The organism is Bradyrhizobium sp. DOA1, from assembly GCF_001593325.1.
In the GTDB taxonomy this organism is placed as follows: Bacteria; Pseudomonadota; Alphaproteobacteria; order Rhizobiales; family Xanthobacteraceae; genus Bradyrhizobium.
Genome location: NZ_JXJM01000001.1, coordinates 5,895,068 through 5,910,702, shown reverse-complemented (window position 1 = coordinate 5,910,702; position 15,635 = coordinate 5,895,068). Strand labels below are relative to the sequence as shown.

General features: G+C 66.3%; 16 protein-coding genes. 10 read left to right on the top strand and 6 right to left on the bottom strand.

The window, feature by feature from the left end:
* Positions 1-3 precede the first annotated feature (3 nt).
* Positions 4-669: a thiol:disulfide interchange protein TlpA gene (gene tlpA / locus SE91_RS27200; RefSeq protein WP_082813935.1), complete on the bottom strand. Its 666-nt coding sequence runs from the start codon at positions 667-669 to the stop codon at positions 4-6.
* 102 nt (positions 670-771) lie between these two features.
* Here tlpA and argH point away from each other — a divergent pair, with 102 nt between their 5' ends.
* The 3 genes from argH (at position 772) to lysA (ending at position 3,837) form a co-directional block, all read left to right on the top strand.
* Positions 772-2,169, top strand: coding sequence for an argininosuccinate lyase (gene argH / locus SE91_RS27195; RefSeq protein ID WP_061849827.1), 1,398 nt, complete (start codon positions 772-774; stop codon positions 2,167-2,169).
* A 94-nt stretch (positions 2,170-2,263) separates the two neighbouring features.
* A complete protein-coding gene (gene lptM, locus SE91_RS27190) occupies positions 2,264-2,548 on the top strand; it encodes an LPS translocon maturation chaperone LptM (RefSeq protein ID WP_061849826.1) in 285 nt (94 codons plus the stop codon).
* A 23-nt stretch (positions 2,549-2,571) separates the two neighbouring features.
* A complete protein-coding gene (gene lysA, locus SE91_RS27185) occupies positions 2,572-3,837 on the top strand; it encodes a diaminopimelate decarboxylase (protein ID WP_061849825.1) in 1,266 nt (421 codons plus the stop codon).
* 179 nt (positions 3,838-4,016) lie between these two features.
* Here the strand turns inward: lysA and SE91_RS27180 are convergent, their stop codons facing one another.
* Both SE91_RS27180 and SE91_RS27175 read right to left on the bottom strand, forming a co-directional pair.
* The gene (locus SE91_RS27180) at positions 4,017-4,922 is read right to left on the bottom strand and encodes an NAD(P)-dependent oxidoreductase (protein WP_061849824.1); all 906 of its coding nucleotides are present in this window, start codon (positions 4,920-4,922) and stop codon (positions 4,017-4,019) included.
* A gap of 227 nt (positions 4,923-5,149) precedes the next feature.
* Entirely contained in the window at positions 5,150-5,533 is a 384-nt protein-coding gene (locus SE91_RS27175) for a carboxymuconolactone decarboxylase family protein (RefSeq protein ID WP_028134137.1), read from the bottom strand.
* A 170-nt stretch (positions 5,534-5,703) separates the two neighbouring features.
* On the opposite strand from SE91_RS27175, the gene SE91_RS27170 reads away from it, so the two are divergent.
* Together SE91_RS27170 and SE91_RS27165 are read left to right on the top strand one after the other, a co-directional pair.
* Positions 5,704-7,656: a TIGR02302 family protein gene (locus tag SE91_RS27170; protein ID WP_061849823.1), complete on the top strand. Its 1,953-nt coding sequence runs from the start codon at positions 5,704-5,706 to the stop codon at positions 7,654-7,656.
* Positions 7,644-8,795 (top strand): DUF4175 family protein, encoded by a 1,152-nt coding sequence (locus SE91_RS27165; RefSeq protein WP_061849822.1) that lies wholly within the window; start codon positions 7,644-7,646, stop codon positions 8,793-8,795. The genes SE91_RS27170 and SE91_RS27165 overlap by 13 nt, the downstream gene beginning before the upstream one ends.
* A 164-nt stretch (positions 8,796-8,959) precedes the next feature.
* Here SE91_RS27165 and SE91_RS27160 read toward each other — a convergent pair whose 3' ends face one another.
* Both SE91_RS27160 and SE91_RS27155 read right to left on the bottom strand, forming a co-directional pair.
* A complete protein-coding gene (locus SE91_RS27160; protein WP_025033579.1) occupies positions 8,960-9,334 on the bottom strand; it encodes a response regulator in 375 nt (124 codons plus the stop codon).
* A 46-nt stretch (positions 9,335-9,380) separates the two neighbouring features.
* Positions 9,381-10,262: an MJ0042-type zinc finger domain-containing protein gene (locus SE91_RS27155; protein ID WP_061851352.1), complete on the bottom strand. Its 882-nt coding sequence runs from the start codon at positions 10,260-10,262 to the stop codon at positions 9,381-9,383.
* A gap of 203 nt (positions 10,263-10,465) precedes the next feature.
* Between SE91_RS27155 and ftsE the strand changes: the two genes are divergently transcribed.
* The 4 genes from ftsE (at position 10,466) to SE91_RS27135 (ending at position 13,685) form a co-directional block, all read left to right on the top strand.
* Positions 10,466-11,125 (top strand): cell division ATP-binding protein FtsE, encoded by a 660-nt coding sequence (gene ftsE, locus SE91_RS27150; RefSeq protein ID WP_061849821.1) that lies wholly within the window; start codon positions 10,466-10,468, stop codon positions 11,123-11,125.
* A complete protein-coding gene (locus SE91_RS27145) occupies positions 11,118-12,086 on the top strand; it encodes a cell division protein FtsX (RefSeq protein ID WP_060734752.1) in 969 nt (322 codons plus the stop codon). The genes ftsE and SE91_RS27145 overlap by 8 nt, the downstream gene beginning before the upstream one ends.
* Before the next feature lie 73 nt (positions 12,087-12,159).
* Positions 12,160-12,864, top strand: coding sequence for a YdcF family protein (locus tag SE91_RS27140; RefSeq protein WP_008543387.1), 705 nt, complete (start codon positions 12,160-12,162; stop codon positions 12,862-12,864).
* 47 nt (positions 12,865-12,911) lie between these two features.
* Complete coding sequence (locus tag SE91_RS27135; protein ID WP_061851351.1) at positions 12,912-13,685, top strand: lysophospholipid acyltransferase family protein; 774 nt, start codon at positions 12,912-12,914, stop codon at positions 13,683-13,685.
* Here the strand turns inward: SE91_RS27135 and SE91_RS27130 are convergent.
* Positions 13,682-14,293 carry a gamma-glutamylcyclotransferase gene (locus SE91_RS27130; RefSeq protein WP_061849820.1) on the bottom strand — a complete coding sequence of 204 codons (612 nt, stop codon included), beginning with the start codon at positions 14,291-14,293 and terminating at the stop codon, positions 13,682-13,684. The two genes, SE91_RS27135 and SE91_RS27130, sit on opposite strands and share 4 nt — an antisense overlap.
* A 110-nt stretch (positions 14,294-14,403) precedes the next feature.
* Here SE91_RS27130 and SE91_RS27125 point away from each other — a divergent pair, with 110 nt between their 5' ends.
* Entirely contained in the window at positions 14,404-15,591 is a 1,188-nt protein-coding gene (locus tag SE91_RS27125; RefSeq protein WP_061849819.1) for a DUF2125 domain-containing protein, read from the top strand.
* Positions 15,592-15,635 lie beyond the last annotated feature (44 nt).

Genomic DNA, 15,635 nt, shown 5'->3' with positions numbered 1-15,635 from the left:
TACCTAAAGCGACGCGGCGGCCTTGCCGGTCGCGGCCCGGATCAGCTTGAGCGCGTCCTCGCTGGCCCATTCCGCGGGGCCCGCAATCGTCGCGATCTCGCACCCTTGCGGGTCGACCAGCACCGAAGTCGGCATCCCCAGCGCCCGGCCTATCGCCTTAAGATCCTGGAAAACCTTGGCTTTCTGGTCGCTGAAATAGCTGAGCCTGACAAGATTGGCCTCTTTCAGGAAGGTCTTGGGCTTCTCGGGATCGCGGGTGTCGATATTGATCGCCACCACCTCGAAATTCGGGCCGGACAGCTTGCCCTGGAGCTCGTCCAGCGCCGGCATCTCCTTGCGGCAGGGCACGCACCAGGTGGCCCAGAGGTTCACCAGCAGCGTCTTGCCGCGGAAATCGGACAGCTTCTTCGGCTTGCCGTCGGCATCCTCGAAGGTGAGGTCGGGCAGCTTCAGCGGGGCGCTGGCCATGGTCAGCGCCGCGACCTCGCCGTGGGCAAGCGGGGCGATTTTCTGCGCCGTCGCGACCGCCGGCTTGCAGGTCGGATCGCCTGAGGGCGCGCGACTCAGGCCCAGCCCGTACAGCGCGGCGAAGCCGGCCAGGCCCACGACCGCCACGGCGGCGATGACGAGGGGGATCCGGCGCTTTGCGGAGGGCGTCTTGTCGAGCATATCGTTTGTCATCCGGTCGCAGATATGGCTATCAGGGGCCTCTTAATACGGCTGGCAGCAGTCGGCAAACGTGCGGCGACAGCAAGGCGTGAGCAGGAGATCATGAGCAACAAGATGTGGGGCGGCCGGTTCTCGGAACGTCCCGATGAGATCATGGAAGAGATCAACGTCTCCATCGACGTCGATCGTCACCTCTTCGCGCAGGACATTGCCGCGTCCAAGGCCCACGCCGCGATGCTGGCCAGCCAGGGCATCATCACGGCCTCTGATGCGAAAAATATCGGCAAGGGTCTAGACACGATCTTGTCAGAGATCGGCAAGGGCGGCTTCACGTTTAAGCGCGCGCTCGAAGACATCCATATGAACGTCGAGAGCCGCCTGTCCGAGCTGATCGGGCCCGCCGCCGGCCGCCTGCACACGGCGCGTTCGCGCAACGACCAGGTCGCGACCGATTTCCGCCTGTTCGTCCGCGACGTCATCGACGAGACCGATGCTGCGCTCGCCGCGTTCCAGCAGGCGCTGGTAGAGCGCGCGCTGGAACACGCCGCAACCGTGATGCCCGGCTTCACGCATCTGCAGACCGCGCAGCCCGTCACCTTCGGTCACCACTTGCTGGCCTATGTCGAGATGGCGGCGCGCGACCGCGGCCGCTTCCAGGACGCGCGCAAGCGGCTGAACGAATCCCCGCTGGGCGCGGCCGCGCTCGCCGGCACCTCGTTCCCGATCGACCGCCATGCCACCGCGAAGGCGCTGCTGTTCGACCGCCCGATGGCGAACTCGCTCGATGCGGTGTCCGACCGCGACTTCGTGCTGGAGACGCTGTCGGCGGCTGCAATCTGCGCCGTGCACATGTCGCGCTTTGCCGAGGAGATCGTGATCTGGACCTCGCCGCTGGTTGGCCTTGTCAGGCTCAGCGACAAGTTCACCACGGGCTCCTCGATCATGCCGCAGAAGCGCAATCCGGATGCCGCCGAGCTGGTGCGTGCCAAGACCGGCCGCGTCATCGGCGCGCTCAACGGGCTTCTGATCGTCATGAAGGGCCTGCCGCTCGCCTATCAAAAGGACATGCAGGAGGACAAGCAGGGCGCCATGGAGGGCTTTGCCGCGCTGTCGCTGGCGATCCGCGCCATGACCGGCATGGTCCGCGACCTCGTGCCCGATGAGGCCAGGATGAAGGCGGCAGCCGGCGAGGGCTATGCCACGGCGACCGATCTTGCCGACTGGTTGGTGCGGACGCTGAAGATGCCGTTCCGCGAGGCCCACCACGTCACCGGTCGCATCGTCGCCAAGGCCGCCGAGGGCGACGTGGCGCTGCACGAGCTGCCGCTGACGGAGATGCAGGCGATCGAGCCGAAGATCACCAAGGACGTGCTCGGCGTGCTCTCGGTCGAATCGTCGGTGAAGAGCCGGACCAGCTTCGGCGGCACCGCGCCGAAGAACGTGGCGTCGCAGGCGAAGAGCTGGGCGAAGCGGCTGGAAAAAGAGCGAAAATCGGGCTGAGGGCAAAAATTTCGCTTATCTTTCATGGTCATCCGGCTCTCGCCACAGCGCGCCAATCTCTGTATGGTGCGCGCCGCGTAGTGGGGATTTCGTCGTGACGTCAAAGTTTCGCCCGGCCGGCTCGGGGTGGGCCATCATTGTCCTTAGCGTGACGGCGCTGGCGCTCGCCGGCTGCGGCCGCAAAGGCCCGCTGGATCTGCCGCCGACCGCGTCCGCGACCACGGGCGCCGCGCCGGCCGACGCCGAGACCGAAGCCCCGAGGGCGCCGGGCACGCTCAGCCCCACCTATAGTGCGGATCCTGCGCCTGCGGCGGCGAAGGGCCGCAAGAAGCCGTTTATTCTCGATCCGCTCCTGGACGAACCTCCCGCCCGGAAATAAGCCGGGACAACCGAGCCTGCGCCATGAACCATTTCGACTATCGCAACGGCGTGCTGCACGCCGAGGCGGTGAACCTGTCCGAGCTGGCTGCGACCGTCGGCACGCCGTTCTATTGCTATTCGACCGCGACGCTGGAGCGGCACTACCGCGTCTTCGCAGATGCCTTCGCCGGCGAGAAGGTGCTGGTCTGCTACGCCATGAAGGCGAACTCCAACCAGTCGGTGCTGCGCACGCTGGCCAAGCTCGGCGCCGGTGCCGACGTCGTCTCGGGCGGTGAGCTGAAGCGGGCACTGGCCGCCGGCATTCCCGCCAGCAAGATCCTGTTCTCCGGCGTCGGCAAGACCGAGGCCGAGCTGCGCGCCGCGCTTGCCGCCGACATCCTCTGCCTCAACGTCGAATCCGAGCCCGAGCTCGAGCTGTTGTCGCGGCTTGCGACCGAGACGGGCAAGACCGCGCGCATCTCCGTGCGCGTCAACCCCGACGTCGATGCCGGCACGCATGCCAAGATCTCCACCGGCAAATCCGAGAACAAGTTCGGCATCCCGATCGCCCATGCGCGCGAGGTCTACGCCCGCGCGGCGAGACTGCCGGGCATCGAGGTGACCGGCACCGACGTGCATATCGGCAGCCAGATCACCGACCTCTCCAAGATGGAGACCGCGTTCCGCATCCTCTCAGAATTCGTGCAGACGCTGCGCGCTGACGGTCACAACATCAGTCACGTCGATTTCGGCGGCGGTCTCGGCATTCCCTATTACATGGACCGCGAGGCGCCGCCGGCGCCCGACGCCTATGCCGCCATGGTCAAGCGCGTCAGCCACAATCTCGGCTGCACGCTGATGTTCGAGCCGGGCCGCATGATCGTCGGCAATGCCGGCATCCTGGTCGCGAAGGTCATCTACGTGAAGCACGGCGACGGCAAGAATTTCGTCATCATCGACGCCGCCATGAACGATCTGATCCGCCCGACCCTGTACGAGGCGCATCACGACATCCTGCCGGTGACGCAGGCTGCGAAGGGCGCGGCCATCATCACGGCCGACGTCGTCGGCCCGGTCTGCGAGACCGGCGACTACCTCGCGCTCGACCGCACCCTGCCGACGCCGAAGCCGGGCGATCTGCTCGCCATCATGACCGCAGGCGCCTATGGCGCGGTGCAGGCCGGCACCTACAACACGCGGCCGCTGGTGCCCGAAGTGCTGGTGAAAGGCGATCAATACGCCGTCGTGCGCCCGCGCATCGAGGTCGAGCAACTGATCGCGATGGACACGCCGGCGCCGTGGTTGTGAGTTGGCAACGCCGGCTCAACGGCCGCGGTGTCATCCCCGCGAAGGCGGGGATCCATAACCACAGGGCGTAGTTGCCTGACGAAGCTCTAACTCCGAGTCCTCGTAATCACATCCGCCTGTGGTTATGGGTCCCGGGGCTCGCGCTCCGCGCGCCCCGGGGACGACAGCGGTTGCTGGCGCTACTTCCCCGCCAATCCGCCCTTGCCGCCAACTACCACCCCCGCCTTCTTCTCGATCGGCTTGATCGCCGCGGTGAAATCGGACTCGGCACCCTCCGCGCTGATCACGGTCTCCCACAAACGTCCCACGGCGTCAGCGACCTCCATCGACAGGCCGAGCTGCTTCATCTCCTCCAGCGCCAGCCGCACGTCCTTCACCATCAATCCCGTGGCAAAGCCGAAGTCGAAGGTGCGCGGCAGCACCGCGCGCGGAAACTTGTCGCGGCTCGCGGTGTTCATGCCGGAGCCGGCATTGATGACGTCGATCATCACGGCGGGATCGAGCCCGGCCTTGACGCCCATCACCACCGCTTCCGACGTCGCCACGATCGCGGTCGCCGACAGGAAATTGTTGGCGAGCTTCATGGTCTGCGCTGCGCCCGGCTTCTCGCCGATGAAGAACACCTTTCCGATCACGTCGAGCGCAGGCTTCAGCAGCTCGAACTCCGCCTTCGGCCCCGACACCATCACGGCCAGCGTGCCTTTCTCGGCGCCGCCGACCCCGCCCGACACGGGACAGTCGATCTGCACGATGTTGCGCTTGGCGAGCAGGCCGTGAATCCTAGCCGCCATCGCCGAGCCGACGGTGGAGAGATCGACGAAGCGCTTCGCGCGGCTCCCTTCGACCACGCCATTGGCGCCGGTGGCGACGTCGAGCGAGGCCTGCAGCGAAGGCAGGCTCGCCATCACCGTCTCGACCTGGTCGGCGACATCCTTCGGCGATGTCGCAGCCAGGGCGCCGCGCGCCACCAGCTTCTCGACCACGTCCTTGCGTGTGTCGAACACGACGAGCCTGTGTCCCGCCTCGATCAGCCGCCGCGCCATCGGGAAGCCCATGTTTCCGAGCCCGATGAATCCGATGTCCATGGTGTTTCCTTGTTTGGGTTTCGTTGCTGTTGGATGTGAAAGCGGCGATCACTCTCTGCTCGTCGTCCCGGGGCATCGCGAAGCGATGAGCCCGGGACCCATACCCCCAGGGAGGAATCGTCGTGCGAAAGCGGTCACTCCGAGTTCCCGTAAACCACGTCTTCCTGTGGTTATGGGTCCCGGGCTCGCGCTCCGCGCGCCCGGGGCGACAGCGGAGATTGCAGCCCTCACGCCTTCCCATCGATCTCCGCGAATACCTCGCGCGCGATGCGAAAACTGTCGACGGCGGCGGGCATGCCGCCGTAGATCGCGACCTGCATCAGGATCTCGCGGATCTCCTCGCGGGTCACGCCATTGGTCAGTGCGCCCTTGAGATGCGCGCGAAACTCGTGCTGGCGGTTGAGGATCGCGATCATCGCGATGTTGAGCATGCTGCGGGTCTTGCGCGGCAGCTCCTCGCGGCCCCAGACCGTGCCCCAGCAATATTCGTTGAGCATCTCCTGGAACGGGCGGTTGAAGTCGTCGACGTTCTTCAGGGCGTTGTTGACATAGGCCTCGCCCAGCACCGCTTTGCGGACTTCCAGGCCCTTGTCGTGCATCTTCTTGTCCATGGCGTTTCCTTCGTTCTCCTCGGGAATGGCGCCGCGGAAATTAAGGGGTCGGGCCGGGCCAGTCACGTCCTCGTGTTATGCGGGAAAAGGGCCCTCTCCCGTGCAGGAACGGATGCCTCAGTGCTGCCGTTGTGATAGGCTTCACTCTACCGGGCAACCTGGAGAGCTGATTGAACGGCGTCATCCCCGACCCGTCAGACCCGAACCGCGATGGCGACGCTCTGTCGCGGCTGAAGCTGGCGCAGGCCCTCGACCGGGCCGTTTATGCCATCGCGTGGGAGCGTGCCTGGCCAAACCTGGCGCGGCTTCTGACCGTCGTCGGCCTGTTCCTGGTGGTGTCCTGGGCGGGCCTGTGGCTTGCCTTGCCCTTCGTCGCGCGCGCCCTCGGTCTCGTCATTTTCGCCGGCGTTGCGCTTGCCGCCTTGTTCCCTCTGATTCGCTTTCGCTGGCCCAGCCGCGAGGAAGCTCTGAGCCGGCTCGATCGCGGCTCCGGCATCCGCCACCGTCCGGCGACCACGCTCACCGACACGCTGACCTCGCAGGACCCGGTTGCCCGGGCGCTGTGGCAGGCGCAGCGCGAGCGAACGCTGGCCTCGCTCAAGCGCATCCGCGCCGGCCTGCCGCATCCGCGGCTGGCGCTGCACGACCCCTGGGCGTTGCGCGCCCTCGTCATGGTGATGTTGGTTGCGACCTTCTTTGCCGCCGGCGACGAACGCGCGCTGCGGCTCGGGGCCGCCTTCAACTGGAACGGCGTGCTGGCCCCGGCCAATATCCGCGTCGACGCCTGGGTGACGCCGCCGCTCTACACCGGCAAGCCGCCGATCATCCTGTCGGCCGCCAACAAGGAGGCGGCGGCGCTGCCCGCCAGCGGCCCGCTCGCCGTTCCCGCCGGCTCGATCCTGATCGTGCGCTCCTCCGGCGGCAATCTCGACGTCGCGGTTTCCGGCGGCCTCAAGGAGGTCGCGCCCACGGAAGCCGCACCCAAGGGCACCAACGAGAAGCATTTCACCATCACAGCCGACGGCACGGCGCAAGTCCGAGCGCCCTCCGGCCAGCCGCAATGGGCGTTCGCGGCAACGCCAGACCGTACGCCGACGATCGCGCTCGCCAAGGATCCCGAGCGCCAGGCGCGCGGTGCGCTCCAGCTCTCCTACAAGATCGAGGACGATTACGGCGTCACCGGCGCGGAGGCGCAGATTGCGCTGCGTCCCGTCGACGCCAAGGACAATCCCAAGGATAACATGAAGGGCAGCGATGCCGAGGCCAAGGGCCCGGCGCGGCCGCTATTCCAGCCACCGAAATTCCCACTCGTTCTGCCAAACGCGCGCACCCGTAACGGTGTCGGCCAGACGGTGAAGGACCTCAGCGAGGATCCCTATGCCGGCGCCGACGTCACGCTGACGCTGACCGCCAAGGACGAGGCCGGCAATGAGGCGAAAAGCGAGCCCTTCAGCATGCGGCTGCCCGAGCGCCTCTTCACGAACTCGCTCGCACGGGCGCTGATCGAGCAGCGCCGCATCCTTGCGCTCGATGCCAACAGGAATTCCGAGGTCTACACCGCGCTCGACGCTCTGATGATCGCGCCCGAATTGTTCACGCCGGATGCGGGCTGCTATCTCGGCCTCCGCAGCCTCGCATCCCAGCTCGAGGCGGCCCGTACCGACGACGCATTGCGCGAGGTGGTAGCGAGCATGTGGGCCTTCGCGGTCACCATCGAGGACGACGGCGTCGCCGGCAGCGTCAACGCAGCGCTGCGCGCGGCGCAGGACGCGCTCAAGGCGGCGCTCGACCGCGGCGCCAGCGAGGACGAGATCAGGGTGCTGACGCAAAAGCTCCGCGAGGCCATGGCCGGCAAGGTGCGCGACCTCGCCCGGCGCGCCGAGCAAAATCCGCTCGGACCCCGGCAGCCGTTCCCGGCGGAGGTCCAGCTCATCCTCGACAAGGCCGTCGAGCTGCGACAGAAGACCCAGCATGCGACGCCTGAGCAGCTTGCGGAGCTGGCGCAGCAGCAGGATGCGTTGCGTCAACAGCTTCAAGCCTATCGGCAGTCGGCGAACAGCCGCGCCAAGGCGGGCAACGAGGGGGCCAATCAGTTTACGCGGGACCGGAAATGCGGAAACTAGCGCGCCTACCAGTCTTGAGGGCGATCTCAATCGCCTGCCTCGCCTTCCTGCTCGGAGGCTTGTCGCCTGCGGTCGCCCAGCAGGACCAGGATCCCGACGCGTTGCTCGACAGCGCGGAAAAGGCGATGCAGGACTCCGGCGACAGCCTCCGGCAGAAGGAGTCCGGCAAGAGCCTGAACAACCAATCCGACGCCATCCAGAAGCTCGAAGAATACAAGCGCGCGACCGAGCGAAGCCAATCGTCCAATCGCGATCGGTCCGTCATCACGCAACGTGATCTGGACGACCTGCTCCGGCAGATCGAGAAAGCGGCGCGCGAAGGCAATCGCGAAGCGGCGCAGCGCATGCTCGAGCAGCTGGCGCAGATCATGGAAAACCTCCAAATGGCGCAGCGCGGGCAATCCGGCGAAAGCGAGATGGAGCAGGCGCTCAACGAGCTGAGCGACATGATCCGCAAGCAGCAGCAATTGCGCGACAAGACGTTCAAGCAGGGCCAGGACTCCCGGCGCGACCGTTCGCGCGGCAAGCAGCAGGGCGACCAGTCGATGTCGGACCTGCAGCAAGATCAGGAGGCGCTGCGCGAGCGCCTGAAGAAGCTGCAGGACCAGCTCGCCAAGCGCGGCCTCGCGCAGAAGGGACAAAAGGGTCAGAAGCAGCAAGGGCAGCAAGGGCAGAAGGGCCAGCAGGGCGAGCAAGGTCAGTCCGGCGATCAGGACGGCGACCAGGGCGACGACGACGGCAGTCTCGATGACGCCGACGGTGCCATGGGCGATGCCGGCTCGAAGCTCGGCGAGGGCAATGCCGACGGCGCGACGGATGCGCAAGGCAAGGCGCTCGATGCCTTGCGCAAGGGCGCGCAGAAGATGGCCGAGGCGATGCAGCAGGGCGATGGCGAGGGGCAGGGAGATGGTCCCGGCAATCGCGCCGGCCGTCAGCAGAGCGGCGGCAATCAGACCGATCCGCTCGGCCGCCCGCTTCACGGCCGCGATCTCAGCGACGACTACACCGTCAAGATCCCCGGCGAGATCGACGCCCAGCGCGTCCGCCGCATCCTCGAAGAGCTCCGCCGCCGTCTCGGCGATCCCTCGCGTCCGCAGCTCGAGCTCGACTATATCGAGCGGCTGCTGAAGGATTTTTGAGACGGACTCACCTTTGGCTCATTGTCATCGTCCGGCTTGGCCGGGCGATCCAGTATCCCAGAGGCCTGCATTGAAGAGCTCGCTCTCACCGCATCCGTCACGGCGTACTGGATGCCCCGGTCAAGCCGGGGCATGACAGCAAAGTGTCGGGCGGCAGCTTCGTGTCACCCCTTCTTCGCCGCCAGAGCATCCGCAACGGCAGTGCGGATGTCGGCGACCGAGAAAGGCTTGGTCACGACGTCATGCACCAGTGCGTTGAGGTTGGAGGCGCGCTCGCGCTGATCGGCAAAGCCGGTCATCAGCAGGATGGTCAAGTCGGGGAAGTCGCGCGCGGCGGAGAGGGCCAGCGCGATGCCGTCCATCACGGGCATCTGGATGTCGGTGAGCAGGAGATCGAATGCGCCGTCCTCGCGGGTCAGGATCTCGAGTGCCTCGGCGCCGTCCTGCGCGGTGACGGTCTCGTGGCCGTCCATGGCGATCGCGCGCGCCACCAGCGTGCGCATCGAATCCTCGTCATCGGCAATCAGGATCTTCGGCATGAGACGAACCTTGCGACCGGCTCCCGCGCGGACCTTTCGAGGCTGATTATACGCTGCCGCCGGCGATGTCGCGCCGGTTGAAGAAGCGAACGTCGATGTTGCGGCCCTCCGGGGGTGGTGAGGCCAGGCGCGAGCGGAAGAAGGCGCGCTCGCCGGGTCGTAGCACGGTCTGCTCCAGCACCGTGTTCCAGGCGTAGATCTCGGCGCCCTGGGCGTCGCGCACGGCGAAGCGCAGGCGGGGGATGTCGAGCGCTTTCTTGCCTTCGCCGACGATCACGCCCTCGATCACCAGCACCTGCTTACCGTCTACGGTCTCGCTGGACAGCTTGACGTCCTTGAAGGCCAGCCCTCTCAGATTCACCTCCAGCCCGACCATCTTGTAGAACGCCGCCGTCTGCGGCAGCAACCGCACCATGTCGCCGCGCCAGATCACGAGCGCGAGGACCAGCGCGCCCATGGCAGCGCAGGCGGTCGGGAGGCCGAAATGGGATTTTCGCTGCGGGGCGGGGGCGACCGGCCGGCTGACCCGCGCGCCGCGGCGGCGGAACAGGCTGCTAAACCAGGACTGGTGCTGCGCGCCGGCGATCTCCTCCTCGGCGGCCCGGGCCGCCGCGGACCACTCGTCCTCGATATCCTTGGTCTCCTCGGCTGGCCAGTCGCTGGCGATCGAGGGGCTGTCGACGACCGGGGTGTCGGCGGTGCCGTCGTCCTTGGCATAGGAGTTCCACTGCTCGGCGAGGTCGGACTGGTCCTCCTCGGCCTGGCTGGCTGCGGCCATGGCCGGGATCGAGGCCTCCTCGATCGCGTCCTCGGCATGGGCGACCCAGGTCTCCTTGCAACGGGAGCAGCGTACCGTCCGGCCGTTCGCCCCCAGGCTCGCAAGCTTGATCGCGTAGGATGTCGTACAATGGGGGCAGACGATATGCATGGACGAGCCTTGATGCATGAGCGAGGACTTGGACGGGAACTTGGACCGGACTTGACGATGCCGCGGTCGCGGAGGACCGGGCGGCCCTTATGGTACCGGGCGAGCGTTAACGAACCGGAAACCATAACGGTCGCAAAAAACGTCAATCGTCTACGGCGGGGCACAGCTGTGCAGCCCGCGCCCCCTCTCGAACGGAGCTGAGCTTGGTTCGGTTCGAAAATGTCGGATTGCGTTACGGTCTGGGGCCGGAGATTCTGCGCGACCTCAGTTTTCAGATTCCGGCGCATTCCTTTCAGTTTTTGACCGGCCCCTCCGGCGCCGGCAAGACGTCGCTGCTGCGCCTGTTGTTCTTGTCGCATCGGCCGACGCGGGGCCTCGTCAACCTGTTCGGACACGACATCTCACGACTCGGCAAGGACGAGATCGCCGATCTGCGCAAGCGCATCGGCATCGTGCTCCAGGATTTCCGGCTGCTCGACCACATGACGACCTATGAGAACGTCGCGCTGCCGTTCCGCGTCATGGGCCGCAGCGAGTCGAGCTATCGCAAGGAGGTCATCGATCTCTTGCGCTGGGTCGGCCTCGGCGACCGCATGGACGCGTTGCCGCCGATCCTGTCCGGCGGCGAGAAGCAGCGCGCGGCGATCGCGCGCGCCGTGATCTCGCGCCCGCAGCTGCTGCTCGCGGACGAGCCGACCGGCAGCGTCGATCCGACGCTCGGCCGCCGCCTGCTGCGGCTCTTCATCGAGCTCAACAAATCGGGCACGGCCGTCATCATCGCAACCCACGACATCGGGCTGATGGACCAGTACGAAGCGCTGCGCCTCGTACTGCATCAGGGACGGCTGCACGTCTATGAGTAGGACCGACGAGCGCGGCGTGCTGGTTGATCTCGGGCAGGAGCGTCCGCAGCTTCCGGCCAAGGCCCGCAACATGTCGCCGATCGTGCCGCGCGCCTCGATTCACGGCCGCGCGCTGGTCGCCGTCGTCGCCATCATGACCTTCCTGGCGTCGATGACCACAGGCACGGTGCTGTTGGTCAGCGCCTCCGCCGCGGAATGGCAGTCGGACGTCGCGAGCGAGATCACCATCCAGATCCGTCCGCAGGCGGGGCGCGATCTCGAGCGCGACACCGCAGCGGTGACGGAAGCCATGCGCACGCAAGCCGGCATCGTCGAGGTCAAGCCGTTCACCAAGGACGAGAGCGGCAAGCTGCTCGAGCCCTGGCTCGGCACCGGACTGTCGATGGACGATCTGCCGGTGCCGCGCATGATCATCGCCCGCGTGCAGCCGGGCACGCTGCTCGATCTCGGCGTCCTGCGCGCGCGCGTCACCCAGGTGGCGCCGAGCGCGAGCGTCGACGATCATCGTGCCTGGATCGAGCGCATGCGCTCAATGACCAACGCCACCGTCCTCGCCGGGCTCGGCATTCTCGCGCTGGTCATCATCGCCACCATCATCTCGGTCTCGTTTGCGACCCGTGGCGCCATGGCGGCGAACCGCCCGATCGTCGAGGTCCTGCATTTCGTCGGCGCCGGTGACCGTTACATCGCCAACCATTTCCTGCGCCACTTCCTTCGCCTGGGCCTCGAGGGCGGCGTGATCGGCGGCGGCGCGGCCATGCTGCTGTTCGGCTTCTCGGAGTCGATCGCAGGCTGGTTTTCCGGCACCCCCGTGGGCGACCAGTTCGCAGCGCTGCTCGGCACCTTCTCGCTCCGGCCATCCGGCTACATCGTGCTCGCCGCGCAGGCGGTGCTGATCGGCGCCATCACCGCGGTGGCCTCCCGCCAGACGCTGTTCGCGACGTTGAATGACGTCGATTAACTCCGTTAAACCAGACTCCACTTCGCCTCAAAACCTCTTAAAATCACCGCAGGGAAGGGATCACCGACATCGCATGACCTCGCCGACCGACGATCGATCACCGAAACTGCCGCGCGGCTGGCTGCGTGCGACAATCGTGTCGACGATCGCGCTTGCCTTCGTCGGCGCGGCGGCGGGCTTCATCGCGTTCCTGTCGCAATTGCGCGGCGCGGAGTTGGTGCCGGACCGCAGGGCGGACGGCATCGTGGTGCTCACCGGCGGTTCCTCGCGGGTTTCTGACGCAATGGAGCTGCTCGCTGCCGGTTACGGTCGCAGGCTTCTGATCTCGGGGGTGCATCCGACCTCGACCGCGAGCGACATCTCCCGGACCCTGCCGGAGAACCAGTCCTTCATGACTTGTTGCGTCGACCTCGACCGCACCGCGCTCTCGACCCGCGGCAATGCCGCGGAGGCGCGGCGCTGGGCCGACGGGCGGCGGTTCAAATCCCTGATCGTGGTCACATCGAACTATCACATGCCGCGCGCGCTGGTGGAATTCTCCCATGCGATGCCGCAGGCGACGCTGATCCCGTTCGCGGTGGTCGGCGAGAAATGGCGTGAGGAGCCGTGGTGGACTTCGCCGTCGACGTTGCGGCTGCTGTTGTCGGAATATGTCAAGTACGTCGCAGCTGAGCTCAGGGTCCGGCTGGAGAATTTCGGGATTGACCTTTCGCCCGAGATATTGGAGCAGCCTGCAGGCGTGCAGCCGAAGCGCCCCAACACTGCACAGGCTAATTGATCGGCAACCTGGTCGGCAAATTAATCGGCAAATCAATCGGATCGTCGATGTTCCTGATTTTCCTGCGCTCGCTCGTGTTCAACGTGCTGTTCTACGCCGTGCTGGTGTGCCTCGCGATCGTGGCGCTGCCGACTTTCGCATTGCCGCCGCGCGCGATGCTGACGGTCGCGCAATGGTGGGCGAAGGCGACGCTGGTCCTGATGCGCCTCGTCTGCAACATCAAGGTGGAGTTTCGCGGTGTCGAGAAGATCCCGCAAGGACCCTTGTTGATCGTGGCCAAGCACCAGTCGTTCTGGGAGACGTTCGTGCTGCCGGGCTTCTTCGATCGTCCGATCTTCATCCTCAAGCGTCAGCTGATGCAGATTCCGGTGTTCGGTCAATTCCTGGGCAAGACCGGGATGATCGCGATCGACCGCAATGCCGGCGTGAAGGCGCTGCTCGACATGACACGACGGGCGCGCGAGGCGGTGCGCAGCGGGAAGCAGCTCGTGATCTTTCCGGAAGGCACGCGCCGCGCGCCGGGCGCGCCGCCCGATTACAAGACCGGCTTTGCCCAAATCTATTCGTCCTGCGGCGTGCAATGCCTTCCGGTCGCGCTCAACTCCGGCCTGTTCTGGCCGCGCCGCACCTTCATGCGCTATCCCGGTACCCTGGTGGTGGAATTCCTCGATCCGCTTCCGGCCGGTCTGCCGAAGGACGAGTTCCTCGCGCGCGTGCAGACAGCAATCGAGGACACGACCGCTCGTCTCGTCGAAGCGGGCCGGAAAGAGCAAGAGCAGCTGATCGGATCGGCGCCGAGCTATGCGCCGGCGGACGGTTAGCGGCTTTCGCGATCGTCGGTCGAGGCCGGTGTGTGCAGGGAATGCGCATCACCATGCAACATCGCTGCGAGCTGGTGCAGCTGCGTGTCGCGAAAGCCTTCGGCCTCGATCGCCTTCACCGTCGCTGTCACGTAATCGCGATTGGCGCCGGACTGGCCATGTCCCTGGAGGACATGGCGGTGCTGTTCGGCGAGCGACAGCCGGCCGGCATATTGCACATGGCCGCGGTCGACGACATAGGCGAGCGCGGCGACGCGCTGCCGCGCATCGTTCTCCAGCCACACCGAGCGCATCACCTCGCGATAGACCGAGGTGACCTGCTCGCGCGCCCGCAGATAAGCGACGACATCGGCACGATCCTTCTCGGCGACGCGAAAGGCGATGCCGCGGCAGGCGCCGCCGCGGTCGAGCCCGAGCACCAGGCCCGGCTTCTCCGGCGTGCCGCGGTGCACGAAGGAATAGACGCAGAGCGCGCGGTGCTCGCCGACCAGCCGCGCCGGGACACGTTCTTCGAATTCGAAACCCGGCCGCCACATCAGCGAGCCGTAGCCGAACACCCAGAGGTCGCCCTTGGCTGTGGTGACGGAGGGGAGGGTGATTTCCGACATTTCGGGCACGGCTACCAGAATGAGGCCCCCAAGCGAAGCGCTTTCTGCGCCTTTCGTCGCAGGCCGGCCTCGCTTACATTTGCCTGAATCTGGGGTCAAAGGGTCGCCGCATGTCCAATATGACCGTTGCCACAGGCCGCCGCCGCTCCCGTTGGGGCCTATTCATTGCTCCGATTTTCGTCCTTGTCCTCGCGGTGGCCTGGACCTGCTTCTGGTTCTATGCCGCCTCGCAGGCCGAAATCGCCGCAGACGCCTGGCGGGCGCAGGAGGCCAAGGCAGGCCGCATCTATGACTGCGCCAAGCGCTCGATCGCGGGCTTCCCGTTCCGCTTCGAGGTGCAGTGCTCGGGCGCCAGCGTCGCCCTGGTCTCGCAAAACGCGAGCAAGACGCCGTTCACGGCGAAGCTCGACAACATCCTGGTCGTCGCCCAGGTCTATGACCCCAAGCTCGTCATCGCCGAGTTCTCTGCGCCGGCGACATTGACCGACGGCGTCACGCAAAACACCTTCGTGGTGAATTGGAGCAAGGGCCGCAGCAGCGTGGTCGGCCTGCCGGCGGTGCCGGACCGTGCCTCGCTCGTGTTCGACGATCCCAGCCTCAACCGTCTCGACGGCAGCGTGCAGGTGCCGCTCGCGCGCGCCAAGCAGGTCGAGCTGCACGGCCGCCTCGCGGACGGATCGAAGTCCGATCGCCCGGTGATCGAGACCGTGCTCCACGTCGCGCAGGGCAGCATCCAGGGTGTGCATCCGCTGCTCGCCGAGCCGTTCGAGGCGGACACGCGCGCGAAGATCACGGGCCTCAAAGACCTCACGCCAAAACCCTGGCCGCAGCGCTTCCGCGAGATCCAGGCCGCCGGCGGCCAAATCGAGATCGTGCAGTCACGCATCCAGCAGGGCGAGATGATCGCGGTTGCGGCCGGCACGCTCGGCCTTTCGCCCAACGGCCGGCTCGACGGCGAATTGCAGATGACGGTCACCGGCCTCGAGCGCGTGATCCCGGCACTCGGCATCGAGAAGATGCTGGAGGAGGGCGTGCCGCAAGCCACGCTCGATCGCCTCGCGCCCGGGGTGAAGTCGCAGGACCTCAACAATCTGTTCGGCGCGCTCGACCGCGCCGTTCCCGGCCTCGGCAAGGTCATCAAGCAGAATGCCAATGCCGGCGTTGCCGCCGGCATCAATTCGATCGGCACCGAGAGCATGCTGGAAGGCAAGAAGGCGCGGAGCTTCCCGCTGAAATTCGTCGACGGTGCCGTGCTGCTCGGCCCGGTCAAGGTCGGGCAGATCCCGCCGCTGTATTGATCCGCCGTCATTGCGAGCGAAGCGAAGCAATCCAGACTTTCTCC